At 64.2% G+C, this 21,829-nt stretch carries 2 protein-coding genes; both read left to right on the top strand.

Annotated features, from left to right (window positions below; translation table 11 throughout):
* Nucleotides 1–439: 439 nt before the first annotated feature.
* Entirely contained in the window at nt 440–6,850 is a 6,411-nt protein-coding gene (locus JKA62_RS08685) for a non-ribosomal peptide synthetase (protein WP_201817389.1), read from the top strand.
* A 185-nt stretch (nt 6,851–7,035) separates the two neighbouring features.
* On the top strand, nt 7,036–21,829 hold a 14,794-nt coding region (locus tag JKA62_RS08680; RefSeq protein ID WP_201817386.1), incomplete at its 3' end, for an amino acid adenylation domain-containing protein.

Genomic DNA, 21,829 nt, shown 5'->3' with positions numbered 1-21,829 from the left:
ACCCGTGAAACGCCCACCCAGCCTTTTCTCCTTGAAATCGTCTGGAGCGGGATTTAAGCCTATGCATTTGTCCTACGTCTGTAGGGGAAAACAGGGACACAAAGTGCCACCCTTTCCGAAAAAATGGCGTCACGTTTCTGTCAGATCAATGTGTCAGATCACGTAGGTCGTGACTGTACGGTCTAGTGCGAACCCCGTAATCCGGGGCTCGCGCCGACACGTCCTGCAATGACGGGGCACTAGTCGGTAGCAGCGTGTGGCGATTGTCCTACAGGATTTTCAGCCATTTCTTTCCGAACTATTAGGGGGATCGCTGACTTGTCCGACGCTGTTGGTTCACAGGGTTGTACGAAGAGAGGGAAGTTGTCCGGGTTTCACGTGTCATGCGGGTTTCAGGGCCGATGCTTGAATACGCGCCAAATCACGTGAGATGGATCTTATGAACCAATTTGCTGCCGACGCGGCGGACGGTCTGTCCGCGATTTCCGAGGCTTTCCCGCTGACCGCTGCCCAGCGCGATATCTGGCTCGATCAATTGCGTCAGGGAAATTCGCCGATGTACAACATCGGTGGCTATGTCGAACTGACCGGGCCGCTGGATCCGGCGCTGATGCAGACAGCTCTCGAGGGTCTCGTGGCCCGGCATGACGCCATGCGCACCAGCCTGCTGCCGGGGGCCGGCGAGCATGGGCTGCCATTGCAGCGTTTCGCGCGATCGATGCCGGTGCCGATGCCGGTGCACGATTTACGCAGCCATCCCGATCCATACGCCGCAGCGCGCCAACTGACGCAGGAAAACATCGAGCGGCTGTTTACGCTGGATGGCGGGCCGTTGTTTCGGTTTAGTCTGCTCTGGCTCGATGACGACCGTCATTGGCTCTCACTCCAGGCCCATCACTTGATCGTTGATGGCTGGGGGTTCGGCGAGATGCTCAAGTCCCTCGACGAGATCTACAACGCGCTCGCGCTCGGGCAACTGCCGCCCGATTCGGCGCCGTCCTATGTCGATTTCATCCGCGACGATGCGCGGTATTTTCAGTCCGCCCGTTATGCCCGCGACCGTGCGTATTGGCTGGACAAATACCAGCACCGTCCCGAGCCGCTGTTGTTGCCGCGTTACCAGGAGCGCTTTGCCGGCGCTGCGGCACCCACCCGGATTTTCTCGCAGGTGTTTCCGGCTCGCTTGCACGAGCGCATGAAGCAGGTGGCCCGAGAGTACGGTGCGTCGGCGTTTCACGTGTTGCTGGCAGCGATCCATGTGTACTTCAGCCGCAGCGCCCAGCGTGACGAATGGGTGGTGGGCGTGCCGCTGCTCAACCGTTCCGGCGCCCGGTTCAAATCGACCCTGGGGCTGTTCACCCAGGTCAGCGCGGTGCGCATGGGGTTTGGTCGCGAGTTGTCATTCAAGACGCTGGTCAAGGCGATTCACGACGAATTGAAAAAAGACTTCCGCCACCAGCGTTTTCCCTTGAGCGAGATGAACCGCGCCCTCGGTTTGCTGCGCGAGGATCGCTCGCAGCTGTTCGAAGTGACCGTGTCCTATGAGCGCGACGCCCATGAATATCGCTATGGCGAAGCACAGGGGCGGGTGGTCAAAGTGTCGAACCACGAAGAGGGTACGCCGCTGTCCGTGCACTTGCGCAGCAGCCGGGGCGACGACGAGGACAGTCTCTACATGGTGTACAACGAGGCCTACTTTGACGCCAACGAAGTCGCGGCGCTGAGCGGGCGCTTGCTGTGGGTGCTGGAGCAGGGGCTTGAAGAACCGGCGCTGGCAGTGGGCGACTTCAGCCTGAGCCTGCCGGCCGAATCGGCGTTGCTGCAGCAATGGAATGACACGCGCGTTGAATTCCCCCAAGACCTGACCATTCACCAGCGCATCGAAGCGCAATCGGCGGCGCGGCCGGACGCGGTAGCGGCTGAATCCCTGGGACAGCAGCTGACCTATGCCGAGCTGAACCGACAGGCCAACGCCCTGGCCCATCATTTGATCGGGCTCGGCGTGCGACCCGACGACCGTGTGGCGCTGGTCGCCCGACGAGGGCTGGACACGCTGGTCGCGCTGCTGGCGATTCTCAAATCCGGCGCCGGTTACGTGCCGGTCGATCCGGCCCATCCTGCGGAACGCCTGAGCTATTTATTGCGCGACAGTGCTCCGGCCGTGGTCCTGACCCAGCGCGATTTGCGCGAACGCTTGCCGGTGCTGGACGTGTCGCTGATCGAAATCGATTCGCGCGGCTGGCCGATCAACGATCTCAACCCCGACGTCTCGGGGCTGACCTCCGCGCACCTGGCCTACGTGATCTACACCTCCGGCTCCACCGGCCAGCCCAAGGGCGTGATGGTCGAACATCACACGTTATCGAATCTGGTCGACTGGCATTGCACAGCCTTCGATCTGTGGGCCGGTCGCCACGCTTCAAGCCTTGCCGGCTTCGGCTTCGACGCCATGGCCTGGGAAGTCTGGCCCGCCCTGTGTGTCGGCGCGACCCTGCACCTGGCGCCGTCTCGTGACGGTGGCGAAGACATCGACGCGCTGCTCGACTGGTGGCGCGCGCAACCGCTGGACGTGAGTTTCCTGCCGACCCCGATTGCCGAATACGCCTTCAGTCGCCACGTCGAACACCCGACCCTGCGCACGCTGCTGATCGGCGGTGATCGCCTGCGTCAGTTCAATCGCGAGCAGACGTTCGCGGTGATCAACAACTACGGCCCGACCGAAGCGACGGTGGTCGCTACCTCGGGCCGAATCGGGCCAGGCCGGACGCTGCACATCGGCAAACCCGTGAGCAATGCCACGGCCTATCTGCTGGATGACCGACAACGCCCGGTGCCGATTGGCGTGGCCGGTGAGCTGTACGTCGGCGGCGCCGGGGTGGCACGGGGTTACTTCAACCGGCCGGAGCTGACCGCCGAACGTTTCCTCGACGATCCATTCAGCCGCCAGCCCAACGCGCGGATGTACCGCACCGGCGACCTCGCACGCTGGCGCCCGGACGGCACTATCGAATACCTGGGCCGCAACGACGATCAGGTGAAAATCCGTGGGGTGCGCATCGAACCCGGCGAGATTGAAGCGGCGTTGAGCCGCCATGAATCCGTGCGCGATGCGGTGGTGCAGGTACGCGACGGGCAATTGCTGGCCTGGTTCACCGAACGCCAGCCGCTGGATATCACGCAGCTGCATGCTCACCTCAAGACCCGTCTGCCCAGCGCGATGCTGCCATCGGCTTACGTACGCTTGACGGCGTTGCCCCTGACGGCCAACGGCAAACTGGATCGCCAGGCGTTGCCGGCACCGGGGCCGGAGGCATTGATCCGCCGCGAGTACGAGGCCCCGCAAGGCGACGTCGAAATCCTCCTGGCGCAGATTTGGGCCGAGGTGCTGCAAGTCGAAAAGGTCGGGCGTCACGATCACTTCTTTGAACTCGGCGGGCACTCGTTGCTGGCGGTCAACCTGATCGAACGCATGCGCCAGCTCGGCATGAGCAGCGATGTGCGCGTGCTGTTCGGCCAGCCGACCCTGGCGGCACTGGCCGCGTCGGTGGGCACTGGCCGCGAGGTCGAAGTGCCGGCCAACCGCATTCCGCAAGGTTGCACGCGGATCACGCCGGACCTGTTGCCGTTGGTTGAACTGGATCAGGCCACCCTCGACCGGATCATCGCCACGGTGCCGGGCGGGGCGGCCAACGTGCAGGATATTTATCCGTTGGCGCCGTTGCAGGAAGGCATTCTTTATCACCACATCACTGCCGCGCAGGGCGATCCATACCTGCTGCAATCGCAACTGGCGTTCGCCAGCGTCGAGCGGGTCGAGGCCTATGCGGGCGCGTTGCGTCAGGTCATGGCGCGCCACGACATCCTGCGCACCGCCGTGGTCTGGGAAGGTTTGACCACTCCGGTGCAGGTGGTCTGGCGCGAAGCCGAACTGCCGGTGCAGGAAATTACCTTCGATCCGGCCGAGGGCGATGTCCTCGCGCAACTGCACGCGCGTTTCGATGCTCGTCGCTATCGCATCGACGTCAGTCAGGCGCCGCTGATCCGGTTGATGTATGCGCGCGATCCGGCCCACGGGCGGATCGTGGCGATTCTATTGTTCCATCACCTGGCGCTGGATCACATTGCGCTGGAAGTCCTGCGCCACGAAATGCGCGCCAACCTGTTGGGGCAGGGCGAACTGCTGTCGCCAGCGGTGCCGTATCGCAATTATGTAGCGCAGACCCGACTCGGTGTCAGCGAGCAGGAACATGAAGCGTTCTTCCGCGAGATGCTTGCCGATATCGACGAACCGACCCTGCCGTTCGGTTTGCAGGACGTGCAGGGCGACGGGCGTGGTATCGATGAAGCCGTACGCACGCTTGCGCCTGAACTGGACCGGCGATTGCGCCTTCAGGCGCGGCAGGCCGGCGTCAGCGTGGCCAGCCTGATTCACCTGGCCTGGGCGCAGGTGCTGGCGGCGACCTCGGGGCAGGAGCACGTGGTGTTCGGCAGTGTTTTTATGGGCCGTATGCAGGGCGGCGAGGGCGCGGACCGGGCGCTCGGGGTGTTCATCAATACTTTGCCATTGCGGGTGGACATGGACCGGAGCGCGCAGGAGGCGGTTCAGCTCACCCACGCCCGACTGACCGATCTGCTCGGGCACGAACATGCATCACTGGCGCTGGCCCAGCGTTGCAGCGGCGTTGCGTCACCGGCACCGCTGTTCAGTGCGTTGCTCAACTATCGGCACACCGACCTTGAGGCCCAGGAATCGGCGTCGGACCAAGCCTGGCAAGGCATCCAGACCCTGGACAACGAAGAGCGCACCAACTACCCGATGACCCTGAGCGTCGATGATCTGGGCAACGCCTTGCAGATCACCACGCGGACCCTGATCAGCATCGGTGCCCGGCGCATCGGCGACTACGTGCAGACCGCGTTGCAGGCACTGGTCGATACCCTTGAGCAGGCACCGCAACAGCCGCTGAATCGCTTGCCGATACTGCCGGCAGCAGAGCTTGAGCAATTGCTGGTCGAGTTCAATGCCAGCGAAGTCGATTGCCCGCTCGATCCGCCGCTTCAGGTGTTGTTCGAGCAACAAGTCCAGCGCAGGCCGGACGCCATCGCATTGCAGGCTGGCGAGCAACAACTGACCTATCGCCAATTGAACGAACAGGCCAACCGTCTGGCGCATCATCTACGCGAGCACGGCGTGCAACCCGATTCGCGGGTGGCGATCTGTGTCGAACGCAGCCTGGACCTGGTGGTCGGCCTGCTCGGCATTCTCAAGGCGGGCGGCGCGTACGTGCCGCTGGATCCCGACTATCCGCTGGAACGCCTGCATTACATGCTGCAGGACAGCGCCCCGGTGGCGGTGCTGGTCCATGACGTTACCCGCAATTTGTTGGGCGATCCGGGTGTGTCGGTCATCGATTTCGACCGTTGCACCTGGCAGCACGCGTCGACTGAAAACCTGCAAATACCGGGTCTGAGCGCTTCAAACCTGGCCTACATGATCTACACCTCGGGCTCCACCGGCACGCCGAAGGGCGTGATGATCGAACACCGAAGCGCCTGCAACATGGTGCACTGGGGCTCGCAGATCAGCCCGCCGACCGAGCACGGCGCGCTGTTGCAGAAGGCGCCGTTCAGCTTCGACAGTTCGGTGTGGGAGATTTTCTGGCCGCTGTGTTCCGGCCTGCGGCTGGTGCTGGCGCGTCCCGACGGCAACCGCGATTCGGCCTATGTGACCCAGGTGATTCGCGAACGGCAGATCACTGTGGTCAAGTTCGTGCCGGCGCTGCTGCAACAGTTCATCGAACAGGACGATGTCAGCCAGTGCACCAGCCTGACCGACGTGCTCAACGGTGGCGGCGAACTGACCGCCGCACTGGCCCGGCGTGTCCGCGAGCGCCTGCCATGGGTGCGCCTGCATAACGTCTACGGCCCGACCGAAACCACCGTCGACAGCACTGGCTGGACACTGGAACCGGACCAACCGGTGCCGGAGGCCGTGGTGCCAATCGGCAAGGCCCTGAGCAATACCCGGCTCTACGTGCTGGACGCCCACGATCAACCGGTGCCATTCGGCGTCAGCGGCCACCTGCACATCGGCGGGGTCGGGGTCGCGCGGGGGTATCTGGGCTTGTCGCAGATGCAGGCCGAGCGCTTCATCGACAGCCCGTTCGTGGCCGGTGATCGCCTGTACCGTACCGGCGATCTGGTGCGCTACCGGGCGGACGGCAACCTCGAATTCCTCGGCCGCAACGACTTCCAGATCAAGCTGCGCGGTCTGCGTCTGGAACCGGGGGAAATCGAGGCGCGACTGATCGAGCATCCCGCCGTGCGTGAAGCGGTGGTGCTGGTGCGGGACGAGCGGCTGGTGGCGTATTTCACCGGGCGCGAAGGCTTCGACGCGCCCCCCATCGAAACCTTGCGCGCCCATGTGCTGGAGCGTTTGCCGGAGTACATGGCACCGGGCGCTTACGTAAAACTCGACGCGTTGCCCCTGACTCCCAACGACAAGGTCGACCGCAAAGCCTTGCCGGCACCGGGAGCGGAGGCGGTACTCAGTCGCCGCTACGAGGCGCCCGAGGGCGAAGTCGAAATCCGGCTGGCACAGATCTGGGCCGAAGTGCTGCAACTGGAGCAGGTCGGGCGCAATGACCACTTCTTTGAGCTGGGCGGGCATTCGTTGCTGGCGGTCAGCCTGGTGGCCCGCATGCGTCAGGCCGGGCTGCACGTCGATGCGCGGACGCTGTTCAGCCAGCCGACTCTGGCCGCGCTGGCGGCGCAAACCTCGGACCAGGCAAAACAGCTGGAAGTGCCGCCAACCACCATACCGACGCTCAACCGCAAACGCCGGCTCTGAGCCGACACCGGCGCCGACTCGCGGTTCCCGCGGATCGGCGCCATGACTGATCGGTCACGGGGCTTGTCCCCGCTTCCCATGTCAGACACCCAAGCCCCGATGTTTTAGTTTTTCCAGGCTGCGCGCGGCCGCACGGACTCGCCGCTGCGCGCTCCTTTTTCCCGAATTTACAGCAGGTTACCCCCATGCAATTTCGCGAGCTGATGGCTGTTATTTCCACCCATGCGATCCGCCTTCAACAGGACGATGAAGACCTGGTCATTCTGGGCAACGACGACGCGCTCGACGATGCGTTGTGGGACAGCCTCGCCAAACACAAGGCGCAGTTGCTGGAGCTGGTGGCGAGCCACGGCGGCGACTGGTCGAGTCCGGCGCTGCGCATCACCCCGGACATGCTGCCGCTGGTGCAACTGGATCAGCCGGCCATCGACCGCATCGTCGCCACCGTGCCGGGCGGCGTGGCGAATGTGCAGGACATCTATCCGCTGGCGCCATTGCAGGAAGGCATGTTGTATCTGCACCTGGCGGCTGGCGAAGGCGATCTGTATGTGCAACAGGCGCAGTTCACCTTCGACAATCACCAGCGCCTCGATGCATTTGCCCAGGCACTGCAATGGGTGATCGACCGTCACGACATTCTGCGTACCTCGTTTGTCTGGGAGCGCCTGGACGAGCCGGTGCAAGTGGTCTGGCGCCAGGCGCCGCTGGTCTGCGAAGAGGTGGAAGCCGACACGTCCACCGATGTGTTCAGTCAGTTGCAGGCGCGCTACGACGCCCGTCATTTGCGCCTTGATCTGCAACAGGCACCGCTGCTGCGTCTGGTGTTCGCCCGGGATCCGGCGCAGGGCCGGATCGTGGCGCTGCTGCTGTTCCATCACATGATCATCGACCACGTTGCGCTGGACGTGGTACGCCGGGAAATCCAGGCCTGGCTGCAAGGGCAGACCGAACAGGTCGCGTCGGCGGTGCCGTTTCGCAATCACCTGGCGCGGGCGCGCATGGCGCTCGATGAGCAGGCCCACGAAGCGTTCTTCCGCGAGATGCTCGGCGATATCGACGAGCCGACGTTGCCGTGGGGCTTGCAGGATGTTCACGGCGGCGGACAGGACTTCGAAGACGCGCAACTGATGCTCGGCGACGCACTGAACCTGCGACTGCGCACGCAGGCGCGGCAACTCGGCGTGAGCGTGGCGAGCCTGATGCACCTGGCGCTGGCGCGGGTGTTGGGCCAGTTGTCCGGGCGCACCTCGGTGGTGTTCGGCACCGTGTTGCTCGGACGAATGGAGGCGGGCGACGGCGGTGAGCAGGCGTTGGGCATGTTCATCAACACCTTGCCGTTGCGGGTCGATGTCGGGGCGCAAAGCGTCCACGACGGCGTGCTCGCCACGCACCGTCGGCTGAGCGCCTTGCTCGCTCATGAACAGGCCTCGCTGGCATTGGCCCAGCGTTGCAGCGCGTTGAGTGCGCAGACGCCGTTGTTCAGCGCCATGCTCAATTACCGTCACAGTGCTGTCGGTGACGTTGCCGAGGTGATCGACCTGGCCCCCGGTGTCCAGGTGTTGAGTGGCAAGGAGCCGACCAACTATCCGCTGACCCTGAGCGTCGATGATCTGGGCAGTGGTTTCCGGTTGTCCGCCATCGCTCCGAGCGGCATTGGCGCCGAACGCGTTTGCGGATACGTGCAAACCGTTCTAGACGCCTTGCTCGATGCCCTGGAGCAATCGCCCGAGACGCCGATCAACCAGTTGCCCGTTTTGCCGGCACACGAGCGGCAGCAATTGCTGGTGGGCTTCAACGACAGTCACGTCGATCTCGATCTGGAACAGACCGTTCACCGTCTGTTCGAGGCGCAGGTCGAGCGTACGCCGCAGGCCGTCGCGTTGCAGTCCGGCGCGCAGTCACTGACGTACGTTGAACTCAATATGCGGGCCAATCGCCTGGCTCATCGGTTGCGCGAGTTGGGTGTCGGGCCGGATACGCCGGTGGCGATCTGTGTCGAGCGCGGACCTGAACTGGTGATCGGTCTGCTGGGCATTCTCAAGGCTGGCGGTGCTTACGTGCCGCTGGATCCGGCCTACCCGGCGGAACGCCTGAACTACATGCTCAAGGACAGCGCGCCAGTGGCGCTGCTGGCGCACGGCGCGACCCGAGCGCTGTTCGAGGCGGGCGGCGTGCCGTTGCTCGATTTCGATCAGGATCACTGGCAGGACTATCCCGAGCACAATCCTCAGGTGCCGGGCCTGAACGCTTCGAACCTGGCCTACGTGATCTACACCTCCGGCTCCACCGGCACGCCGAAAGGCGTGATGGTCGAGCACCGTGGCCTGGGCAATCTGCTTCATTGGAGCTCGCAGGTTTGCCCGCCGGTGGCGGACGGCGCCCTTTTGCAGAAAACCCCTTACAGTTTCGACGCCTCGGTCTGGGAGCTGTTCTGGCCGCTGACGGCCGGCCTGCGTCTGGTGCTGGCGCGTCCCGATGCGCACTTCGAACCGGCGTACCTGACGCAAGTGGTGCAGGAGCAGCGCATCAGCGTGATCCAGTTCGTCCCGGCGTTGTTGCAACAGTTCCTCGACGTGGAAAACGTCAGCCAATGCACCAGCCTTACGGATGTTTTCTGTGGCGGCGGCGAGCTGACGCCAGAGCTGGGCCGCCAGGTGCGCGAGCGTCTGCCGCAGGTTCGCTTGCATAACGTCTACGGCCCGACCGAAACCACTGTCGACAGCAGCGTGTGGACGCTGGAGCCATCGATGCCGGTGCCAGAGGCGCTGTTGCCTATCGGTCGGCCAGTCAGCAATACCCGTTTGTACATTCTCGATGAACAACTGCAACCGCTGCCGTTGGGCGTGGCCGGTGAGTTGTACATCGGCGGCGTGCAAGTGGCGCGGGGTTACTTGAACCTTGCGTCGCTCACCGCCGAGCGCTTCCTCGACGATCCGTTCAGCGATCAGCCGAACGCGCGGCTGTACCGCACGGGTGACCTGTGCCGCTACCGGGCCGACGGTAACCTTGAATACCTCGGTCGCAATGACGATCAGGTAAAGGTTCGCGGCCTGCGTATCGAACTCGGGGAAATTCAGACGCGCCTGACTCAACTCGCTACCGTGCTTGCGGCCGAAGTGCTGGTGCGCGAAGACGTGGCTGGCGATCCTCGGCTGGTGGCGTACTACACCGGCGGGCCGCTGGAGATCGGCGAACTGCGCAGCCATCTGCTGGAGCAGTTGCCGGATTACATGGTGCCGACGGCGTTCGTTCATCTCGCCGCCATGCCCCTGAGCCCCAACGGCAAACTCGACCGCAAAGCCTTGCCGGCACCGGATCAAAGCAGTCAGATATTGCGCGGATATGAGGCGCCGGTCGGTGATGTGGAATGCCGCATCGCCGAAATCTGGCAAGCCTTGCTGAACGTCGAGCGGGTCGGTCGTCATGACAATTTCTTCGAGCTGGGCGGCCATTCCTTGCTGGCCGTGAAGCTGGTCGAGCGCATGCGCCAGCAGGAATTGAGCTGCGACGTGCGCGTCCTGTTCGGTCGGCCAACCGTGGCGGGGCTGGCGGCCACCCTGGGCGCGTCGTCCAGCGTTCAAGTGCCGGTCAATCGCATCACCCCTGACTGCCAACACATCACGCCAGACATGTTGCCCCTGGCCTCACTGGATCAGGCCGGCATCGACCGGGTAGTGGAAAGCGTCCCTGGCGGGGTCGCCAATGTGCAGGACATCTATGCGCTGGCGCCGTTGCAGGCGGGGATTCTGTATCACCACATGGCGGCGACTGCGGGCGATCCATACGTTTTGCAGGCGCAGTTCGTGTTTGACGGGATCAAGTCGATCAAGGCATTCGTGCGAGCCGTCAATGTGGTGATCGCGCGCCACGACATCCTGCGTTCCAGCGTGGTCTGGGAAGGCCTCGAAGAACCGGTGCAAGTGGTCTGGCGTGCGGCGCCACTGGCGCTTGAACGAGCAGATCACGAGGCACTGGAAGGCGACGTGCTGCAACAGATGCAGGCACGTTTCGACCCGCGGCACTATCGTCTGAATCTGGGCCGCGCACCGATGATGCGCTTCGCCTACACCGAGGATCCGCAGCAACAACGTTGGGTCGGCATCCTGCTGATGCACCACTTGATGCTCGATCACACCGCGCTGGAAGTGCTGGTGAGCGAGATGAACAGCGTGCTGCACGGTCACGCCGCCGAACTGGCGACCCCGGTGCAATACCGCAACTACGTCGCGCAGGCTCGGCTTGGCGCGAATGCCGAGGCGCACGAAGAGTTTTTCCGCCACATGCTCGGCGACATCGACGAGCCGACCCTGGCGTTCGGCGTGCAGGACGTGCACGGCGACGGCAGCGCCGTGGTCGACAGCCAGCTCACGCTGGACACCGCACTGGCCTTGCGTCTGCGCGAGCAGGCGCGGCGGCTCGGCATCAGTGTGGCGAGTCTGGCGCACCAGGCCTGGGCACAGGTCCTGGCGCAGATCAGCGGTCGGGACGAGGTGGTGTTCGGTACGGTGCTGCTGGGCCGGATGCAGGGTGGCGAGGGTGCCGACCGGGCGTTGGGCCTGTTCATCAACACCTTGCCGCTGCGAGTCAGCGTGACCGCCACAGCGGTGCGCGAAAGTGTGCTTGCCACCCATGAACGGCTGGCGCAATTGCTCGCGCATGAGCAAGCGTCACTGGCGCTGGCCCAGCGTTGCAGCGGGGTTTCCGGCTCGCTGCCGCTGTTCGGCACGTTGCTCAACTATCGCCATAGCGCGCCGCAGGCTGCGGGGCTGACGCTGGGTGGCATTGAATTGCTCAGCTCCCGCGAGCGCAGCAACTATCCGCTGGTGGTCAGCGTCGATGACCTTGGCGAAGGTTTGCGTCTGAGCGTGCAAGCGGTGCCGGGCATCGACGGTGCGCGGGTCTGCGAGTACATCAATGTTGCCTTCGACAGTCTGGTGCAGGCGCTGGAGCAGACGCCGCAACGGGGCGTCGATCAGTTGTCGATTTTGCCGCCGGATGAGCGTCGGGAGTTGTTGGTCGGGTTCAATGCTACCCAGCGGGAATATCCGTCGGGGTCGACGGTTCATGGTCTGTTCGAACTGCAAGTGAAACTGCATCCGCAAGCCGTGGCGGCGGTGCATGGCAACGCGGCGTTGACCTATGACGAGCTGAATCAACGGGCCAACCGACTGGCCCACTTTCTGATCGGGCAGGGCGTGCAACCGGGCGACCCTGTGGCGATTCTGCTGCCGCGTTCGCTGGATCTGCTGGCTGCGCAACTGGCCATCGGCAAGTGCGCGGCGGCTTATGTGCCGCTGGATATCAACGCTCCGGGCGAGCGTCAGGCGTTCATGGTTGAGGACAGCTCGGCGAAAGTGCTGTTGACCTTGAGCACTGAAACGGTTGATTACGCGGTGCGCCGTATCGATCTGGATTCGCTGCCGCTGGACGCGCAACCGGTCCACAACCCGGGCTTGCCGCAGTCCTCCGAATCCGTGGCCTACATCATGTACACCTCCGGCTCCACCGGCACGCCGAAGGGTGTGATGGTGCCGCACCGGGCCATCGGGCGACTGGTGATCAACAACGGCTATGCCGATTTCAATCCGCAGGATCGCGTGGCATTTGCCTCCAACCCGGCGTTCGATGCCAGCACGATGGACGTCTGGGGCCCGTTGCTCAACGGTGGGCGAGTAGTGGTGATCGATCACGCGACCTTGCTTGATCCGCAAGCCTTCGGACGTGAACTGGCGAACACCGGCGCGACGATCCTGTTCGTCACCACCGCGCTGTTCAACCAGTACGTTCAATTGATCCCCGAGGCACTGAAGGGCCTGCGCATTGTGCTCTGCGGCGGTGAACGCGCCGACCCGGCGGCCTTCCGCCGTTTGCTCGCCGAGGCGCCGGACCTGCGCATCATCCACTGCTATGGCCCAACCGAAACCACCACCTACGCCACGACGTTTGAAGTGCGCGAAGTGTCGGAAACCGCCGATAGCGTGCCAATCGGCGGCCCGATCTCCAACACCCAGGTCTACGTGCTTGACGCCCGTCAGCAACCCGTACCGATGGGCGTGACCGGCGAGCTGTACATCGGCGGGCAAGGCGTGGCGCTGGGCTATCTGAATCGCCCGGATCTGACTGCCGAGAAATTCCTGCAAGACCCATTCAGCGAGCAACCGGGCGCGCTGCTGTATCGCACCGGCGACCTCGCACGCTGGCTCGCGCCGGGCCAACTGGAATGCATCGGCCGTAACGACGATCAGGTGAAGATCCGCGGCTTCCGCATCGAACTCGGGGAAATCGAAAATCGCCTGCTGAACTGCGAGGGGGTCAAGGAAGCCATTGTGCTGGCCCGTCAGGACGGTCAGGAACCGCTGCGCCTCGTGGCGTATTTCACCGCCGAAAAGGGCGTGGACAGCGCCAGTTTGCGCGAACAATTGCAAGCGCGCCTGCCGGAATACATGGTGCCCTCGGCCTGGGTGCAGCTCGATGCGTTGCCGTTGAACAACAACGGCAAGGTCGACCGCAAGGCCTTGCCGCTGCCGGACCCGAGCGCCTGGCTCAGCCAGGCATACGAAGCCCCGCAAGGCCCGGTGGAAACCGCGCTGGCGCAGATCTGGGTGGATGTCCTGAAGCTGGAAAAAGTCGGTCGCCACGACAACTTCTTCGAACTGGGCGGCCATTCATTGCTGGCGGTGAGCCTGATCGAGCGCCTGCGCCGGATCGGCCTGAGCACCGACGTGCGCGTGCTGTTCAGTCAACCCACTCTGGCTGCACTGGCTGCGGCGGTGGGCAGCGGTCGCGAAATCGAAGTGCCGGCGAACCGCATTCCGGCTGATTGCACTCACATCACCTCGGACCTGCTGAGCCTCACCGATCTGGATCAGGCCAGTATTGACCGGATCGTCGCCCGCGTGCCGGGCGGTGCTGCCAACGTGCAGGAAATCTACCCGCTGGCGCCGTTGCAGGAAGGCATCCTTTATCACCACTTGAGCGCGGAGCAGGGCGACCCGTACCTGCTGCAATCGCGGCTGGCCTTCGACAGCGTCGAGCGTCTGCGCACCTTCACCGACACCTTGCAGCAGGTCATCGCTCGCCACGACATCCTGCGCACCAGCGTTGTCCACGAAGGTCTCGCCACCCCTCATCAAGTGGTGTGGCGCCACGCCGAACTGGTGGTTCAGCACGTGACGCTGGACCCGGCGCAGAGCGACATCCTCAAGCAGTTGCACGAGCGTTTCGACGCCCGTCACTACCGCCTCGACATCAGCCAGGCGCCGCTGCTGCGCATGGTCTATGCCGAAGATCCGAAACAGCAACGCGTGGTGGCGATCCTGCTGTCCCATCACCTGATCCTCGATCACACGGCGCTGGAAGTGATCGTCGAGGAAATGCGCGGTGTGATGTTCGGTGAGGTCGATCACCTTTCGGCGCCGATTCCCTATCGCAATTACGTAGCTCAGGCACGCCTGGGGCTCAGCGAGCTGGAACACGAAACGTTCTTCCGCGAAATGCTCGGCGACATCGATGAGCCGACCCTGCCACTCGGTCTGCGGGACGTGCAGGGCGACGGTCACGGCGTCGAGGAAGCGCTGCAACCGGTGGCTGCCGAACTCAATCTGCGCTTGCGTGAACAGGCGCGACAACTGGGCGTGAGCGCGGCCAGCCTGATGCACTTGGCCTGGGCGCAGGTGCTGGGCGTGCTGTCGAACCGTCGCGATGTGGTGTTCGGCACGGTGATGATGGGGCGGATGCAGGGTGGTGATGGTGCCGACCGGGCGCTGGGGGTGTTCATCAACACCTTGCCGCTGCGCATCGATATCGGCGCCGGCGCGCGGGAAGGAGTCAAAGCGACCCACGCACGGCTGACGGCATTGCTCGGGCATGAACATGCTTCGCTGGCGCTGGCCCAGCGTTGCAGTGGTGTCGCGGCGTCGTCGCCGTTGTTCAGCGCCTTGTTCAACTACCGTCACAGCGCCCCTGCGCAGCCGTCACAAAACGGGCAGGGCATCTGGGAGGGCGTGCAAAAACTCGGTGGTGAGGAGCGCACCAACTATCCGCTGACCCTGAGCGTGGACGATCTGGGCGAAGGCTTTGCCTTGTCAGTGCTGGCGGTCAGCCAGATCGGCGCGCAGCGGATTTGCAGTTACATGCACACCGCGCTGGAGCAACTGGTGCAGGCGCTGGAACAGACGCCGCAAAAACCGTTGAACCGCTTGCCGATCCTTTCGACTGCGGAGCTGGAACGTCTGGTCGACGGCTTCAATCCACCGGTCACGGCCTATCCCCGTGGCGCGACGATTCACGCAATGGTCGAGGTGCAGGCCGAGCGCAACCCGCATGCCCTCGCCGTGATTCAAGGTGCGCAACAGCTGACCTACGGGCAGCTCAACCAGCGTGCCAACCGACTGGCCCATCATTTGATCGGTCTAGGCGTGCAACCGGACGACCGCGTCGCGCTCTGCGTGCGTCGTGGCCCGCAGATGCTGGTCGGCCTGCTGGCGATTCTCAAGGCCGGCGCCGGTTATGTGCCGGTGGATCCTGCGCATCCGGCGGAACGCATTGCCTACCTGTTGCAGGACAGCGATCCGGTGGCCGTGCTCGCACAGGCTTCGACCCGGGAGCTGCTGGGCATGATGCCGGTGATCGATCTGGACAGCGACGCCTGGCAACACCTGCCCGACAGCAACCCGCAACTGCCGTACCTGACTCCGGCAAATCTTGCGTACGTGATCTACACCTCGGGCTCCACCGGCCAGCCGAAAGGCGTGATGGTCGAACACGCGACCCTGGAAAACCTTGTGCACTGGCACGCCGAAGCTTTCGACCTGCACGCCGGCAGCCACACCGCCAGCGTGGCCGGGTTCGGCTTCGATGCGATGGCCTGGGAAGTCTGGCCGGCGTTGTGCGTCGGCGCGACGTTGCACCTGCCGCCGGAAACGGTGAGCAACGAGCACCTGGACGAGTTGCTCGACTGGTGGCGCGCGCAGCCGTTGCAGGTCAGCTTCCTGCCGACGCCGGTAGCCGAATACGCCTTCAGCCGCGAGCTGCAACACCCGACCTTGCGTACCTTGCTGATCGGTGGCGACAAGCTGCGTCAGTTCAACCGTGCACAAACCTTCGCAGTGATCAACAACTACGGCCCGACTGAGGCCACCGTGGTCGCCACGTCCGGCCTGGTGGAAGTCGGCCAGCCGCTGCACATCGGCCGGCCTATGGCGAACGCCCGCATCTATCTGCTCGATGACCAGCAACGTCCGGTGCCAGTAGGTGTCACGGGCGAGATGTACGTCGCCGGCGCTGGCGTGGCGCGGGGTTATCTGAACCGTCCCGATCTGACTGCCGAACGCTTCCTTACTGATCCGTTCAGCGATCAGCCGCAGGCGCGGATGTACCGCACCGGAGACCTTGCACGCTGGCTGGCGGACGGCAATATCGAGTATCTGGGTCGCAACGACGATCAGGTCAAACTGCGCGGCGTGCGGGTTGAACTGGGGGAAATCGAAGCGGCGCTGGCCAGCCATCCGGCGGTGCAGGACGCGGTGGCGCTGGTGCGCGACGGGCAGTTGCTGGTGTGGTTCACCGAGCGTGCGCCGGCCGATATCGAAGCCCTGCGCAATCATCTGCAAACCCGTTTGCCGCAAGCGCTGATCCCGGCGGCTTACGTGCGACTCGACGCCTTGCCGCTGACAGCCAACGGCAAACTCGACCGCAAGGTCTTGCCGGAACCGGATCAGAACGCCTGGCTCAGCCGTGAATACGCAGCCCCGCAAGGCCCGATGGAAACCGCGCTGGCGCAGATCTGGGCCGATGTCCTGAAACTGGAAAAAGTCGGACGCCACGACAACTTTTTCGAACTGGGCGGCCACTCGCTGCTGGCCGTGAGCCTGATCGAACGCCTGCGTCAGATCGGCCTGAATACCGACGTGCGTGTGCTGTTCAGCCAGCCAACGCTGGCTGCACTGGCCGCGGCGGTGGGCAGCGGTCGCGAAATCGAAGTGCCGGCCAACCGCATTCCCGATGGCTGCACCCATATCACCCCGGGCCTGCTGAGCCTGGCGGAACTGGATCAGCCGAGCATCGACCGGATCGTCGCCACGGTGCCCGGCGGCGCCGCCAACGTGCAGGACATTTATCCGCTGGCGCCGTTGCAGGAGGGCATCCTCTATCACCACTTGAGCGCAGAGCAGGGCGACCCGTACCTGCTGCAATCGCGGCTGGCCTTCGACAGCGTCGAACGTGTGGAAGCGTTCGCGGCCGCGCTACGCCAGATTGTTGCCCGTCACGACATCCTGCGCACGGCGGTGATCTGGCAAGAACTGGCCGAGCCGATGCAAGTGGTGTGGCGTCAAGTCGAGCTGCCGGTGCAGGAGATCGTGCTTGATCCGGCGGATGGCGACATCCTCGAGCAGTTGCACGGGCGTTTCGATGCCCGGCACTACCGCCTCGACATCAGCCAGGCACCGCTGCTGCGTCTGGTGTATGCCCGTGATCCGGCCCACGATCGGGTGGTTGCGATGTTGCTGTTCCACCATGTGGTGATGGATCACACCGCGCTGGACGTGGTGCAGCACGAAATGCTCGCCTGCCTGCAAGGGCGCGAAGCCTCGCTGGGCGCGGCCGTGCCTTACCGCAACTACGTGGCGCAGGCGCGGTTGGGTGTCAGCGAGCAGGAGCACGAAGCGTTCTTCCGCGACATGCTCGGCGACATCGACGAGCCGAGCCTGCCGTTCGGCTTGCAGGATGTGCAAGGTGACGGTAGCGACATTGAGGAAACGCGACAGGCCCTGACCACTGCAACCGGCCAGCGTCTACGCAGCCTCGCGCGGCAACTGGGCATCAGCGTGGCCAGCCTGTTCCACCTCGCGTGGGGGCAGGTGCTGGCGGCGACGTCCGGGCAGGAGCGGGTGGTATTCGGCACGGTGCTGATGGGCCGGATGCAGGGCGGCGAGGGGGCCGACCGGGCGCTGGGGATGTTCATCAACACCTTGCCGCTGCGGGTCGATCTCGGAGATACGCCAGTGCGCGAAGGGGCTCGGGCGACGCATGCGCGGCTCAGTGCGCTGCTCGGCCATGAACACGCGTCACTGGCGCTGGCCCAGCGTTGCAGCGGCGTGGCCGCGTCTTCGCCGCTGTTCAGTTCGATGCTCAACTACCGGCACAGCGCCGACGAGGCGCAACAGCAAAACCTGCGTCAGGCCTGGCAAGGCATCGAGACCCTGAGCAGCGAAGAACGCACCAACTATCCGCTGAGTCTGGGTGTCGATGATCTGGGCAGCGGTTTTGTGCTCACCGCCATGACCCCGGCGAGCATTGGTTCGCAGCGCATCTGCGACTACATGCAGACCGCGCTGGAGACACTGGCGGATGCTCTTGAGCAGGCACCGGATCAGCCGCTGAACCGCTTGCCGATCCTTGACGGCGCAGAGCGTCAGCATGTCGTTTACGACCTCAACGTCACCGGGACCGCAGACAATCTGGAGCACACCGTTCATGGGCTGTTCGAGGCGCAAGTGCAGCGCACGCCTCAAGCCATCGCGTTGCAGGCCGGTGAACAGCGGCTGACCTACGCCGAACTCAACGCACAGGCCAATCGACTGGCCCATCATCTGCGCGAACTGGGCGTGGGGCCGGATTCGCGGGTGGCGATCAGCGTCGAGCGCGGGCTGGAGCTGATGGTCGGTCTGCTCGGCATCCTCAAGGCGGGCGGTGCCTATGTGCCGCTGGATCCGGCGTACCCGGCAGAGCGTCTGGATTACATGCTCAAGGACAGCGCGCCGGTAGCGGTGCTGGTGCACGGTGCGACGCGTGAGTTGCTGGATGAGAGCACCGCGCTGGTGATCGATCTGGATCAGGCTCATTGGACATTCAACCCGGATGACAACCCGCAAGTGCTGGGCCTGAGCGCTTCGAACCTGGCCTACGTGATCTACACCTCCGGTTCCACCGGGGCGCCGAAAGGCGTGATGGTCGAGCATCGCGGCGTGGGCAATCTGCTGCACTGGAGTTCGCAGCTGTGTCCCGCCGTGACGGACGGCGCCCTGTTGCAGAAAACCCCATTCAGTTTCGATGCCTCGGTCTGGGAGCTGTTCTGGCCATTGAGCGCCGGTTTGCGGCTGGTACTGGCGCGTCCCGACGGGCACCGCGAACCGGCGTATCTGGCGCAGGTGATTCGCGAGCAGCGGGTCAGCGTGATCCAGTTCGTGCCGGTGCTGTTGCAACAGTTCCTCGAGCAGGACGACGTCAGCCAGTGCAGCAGCCTCACCGATGTGTTCTGTGGCGGCGGCGACCTGACGCCGGCGCTGGCTCGCCTTGTGCGCGAGCGTTTGCCGCAAGTGCGTTTGCACAACGTTTACGGCCCGACTGAAGCCACGGTCGACAGCACGGTGTGGACGCTGGAGCCGTCAATGGCGGTACCGGACAGCGCGTTGCCGATCGGACGGCCGATCAACAACACCCGTCTCTACGTACTCGACGCTGCCAAACGGCCGGTGCCTATGGGCGTCATCGGTCAGTTGTTCATTGGTGGTGCCGGGGTTGCGCGGGGCTATCTGGGCCTGCCGCAATTGATGGCCGAACGGTTCACCCCGAGCCCGTTCGTGGCTGGCGATCGGCTGTACGCCACGGGCGACCTGGTGCGTTACCGCGCCGATGGCCAGCTCGAATTCATCGGGCGCAACGACTTCCAGGTCAAGCTGCGTGGCCTGCGCCTGGAACCGGGTGAAATCGAAGCGCAACTGCTCAGCCATCCGGCCCTGCGTGAAGCCGTGGTGCTGGTGCGTGAGGAACGTCTGGTGGCGTACTTCACCTGGCACGCCGAGGCCGGGCAACCTGAGATCGAGGCGTTGCGCGAACACTTGCTCGCACGCTTGCCGGATTACATGGTGCCGTCGGCATTCGTCGCGCTCGACAGCCTGCCGCTGAGCCCCAACGGCAAGGTGGATCGCAAGGCGCTGCCGGCCCCCGGTGCCGAGTCGGTGCTGGTGCGTGAATACGAGCCGCCGGTCGGCGAGACCGAAATCGCCCTGGCCCGGTTGTGGGCTGAGGTGCTGAAGGTCGAGCGGGTCGGGCGTCACGATCACTTCTTTGAACTGGGCGGGCACTCGCTGCTGGCGGTGAGCCTGATCGAACGCATGCGTCAGATCGGCCTGAGCACCGACGTGCGTGTGCTGTTCAGTCAGCCGACCCTGGCCGCACTGGCCGCCGCCGTGGGCAGCGGGCGGGAAATCGAAGTGCCGGCCAATCGCATCGCGGCCAATTGCACCCACATCACCCCGGACATGCTGACGCTGGTGTCGCTGGATCAAGCCGCCATCGACCGTGTGGTGTCCAGCGTGCCGGGTGGCGCTGCCAACGTGCAGGATATCTATCCGCTGGCGCCGTTGCAGGAAGGCATTCTTTATCACCACTTGAGTGCGGGAGAAGGCGATCCCTACCTGCTGCAATCGCGGTTGGCGTTCGACAGCCTTGAGCGTCTGCAGCGTTTCAGCGCGGCATTGCAACACGTCATTGACCGCCATGATGTTCTGCGTACGGGCGTGGTGTGGGAAGGCTTGAGCGTGCCGGTGCAGGCCGTGTGGCGTCAGGCTGAGCTCGTGGTGCAGGAGGTTTCGCTCGATCCTGCGGCCGGCGACATTCTTGAACAACTGCACGCCCGGTTCGATGCGCGGCATTACCGCCTCGACATTGCTCAGGCGCCGTTGCTGCGCCTGGTGTTCGCCCGTGATCCGGCCCATGGCCGGGTGGTGGCGATGCTGCTGTTCCATCACATCGTGCTCGACCACACCGCGCTGGAAGTGGTGCGCCACGAAATGCAGGCGTACCTGCGCGGGGCCGACGAGCCGTTGCCGGCGGCGGTGCCGTACCGCAATTACGTGGCGCAGGCGCGGTTGGGCGTCACGGAGCAGGAACATGAAGCATTCTTCCGCGACATGCTCGGCGACATCGCCGAGCCGACTTTGCCGTTCAACCTGCGCGATGTGCGTGGCGACGGACGCGGCATCGAGGAAGTGCAGCAAGAACTCGACAACGGCCTGAACCTGCGCCTGCGCAGTCAGGCGCGGCAGTTGGGCATCAGCGTGGCCAGCCTGTTCCACCTCGCGTGGGCCCAGGTATTGGCGGCGACCTCCGGGCAAGACAATGTGGTGTTCGGCACCGTGCTGATGGGCCGGATGCAGGGTGGCCAGGGCGCTGACCGTGCGCTGGGCATGTTCATCAACACCTTGCCGTTGCGGGTCGATCTGGGGGAGACCCCGGTGCGCGAAGCGGTCAAGGCGACGCATCAGCGTCTCACCGCACTGTTGGGGCATGAGCATGCTTCGCTGGCATTGACCCAGCGTTGCAGCGGGATTGCGGCGACGTCGCCGTTGTTCAGCGCGATGCTCAACTACCGGCACAGCCATGGTTCAGAGCATTCGGACAGCGTGATTCAGGCCTGGCAAGGCATCGAGACCCTGAGCAGTGAAGAACGTACCAACTATCCACTGAGCCTGAATGTCGATGACCTGGGCAACGGTTTCTCGTTGATTGCCATGGTGCCGACGGACATCGGTGCGCAGCGGATTTGCGATTACATGCAATCGGCGTTGGTGGGATTGGTTGAGGCGCTGGAACAGGCACCGACGCAGGCGATGAATCGCTTGCCGGTTCTTGAGGGGGCTGAGCGGCAGCGGCTGTTGTTCGACTTCAACGCGACCGACGTTGGCTATGACCTTCAGCAAAGCATCCACGGTTTGTTCGAGGCGCAGGTCTTGCGCACGCCGCAGGCTGTGGCGGTGCTTTCCGGTGAACAGCGACTGAGTTATGCCGAGCTGAATGCTCGGGCCAACCGTCTGGCCCATCACCTGCGCGGTTTGGGCGTGGGCCCGGATGCGCGGGTGGCGATCTGTGTCGAGCGTGGGCTGGACATGGTGGTCGGGCTGCTGGCGATCCTGAAGGCCGGCGGCGGTTATGTGCCGCTGGATCCGGCGTATCCGCTGGAGCGTCTGGCTTACATGC

Origin of the sequence: Pseudomonas sp. B7, assembly GCF_016735645.1 — a bacterium.
GTDB lineage: Bacteria > Pseudomonadota > Gammaproteobacteria > Pseudomonadales > Pseudomonadaceae > Aquipseudomonas > Aquipseudomonas glycinae.
The sequence above is the reverse complement of the archived record's forward strand: the minus strand, read 5'-3'. Positions and strand labels throughout refer to the sequence as shown.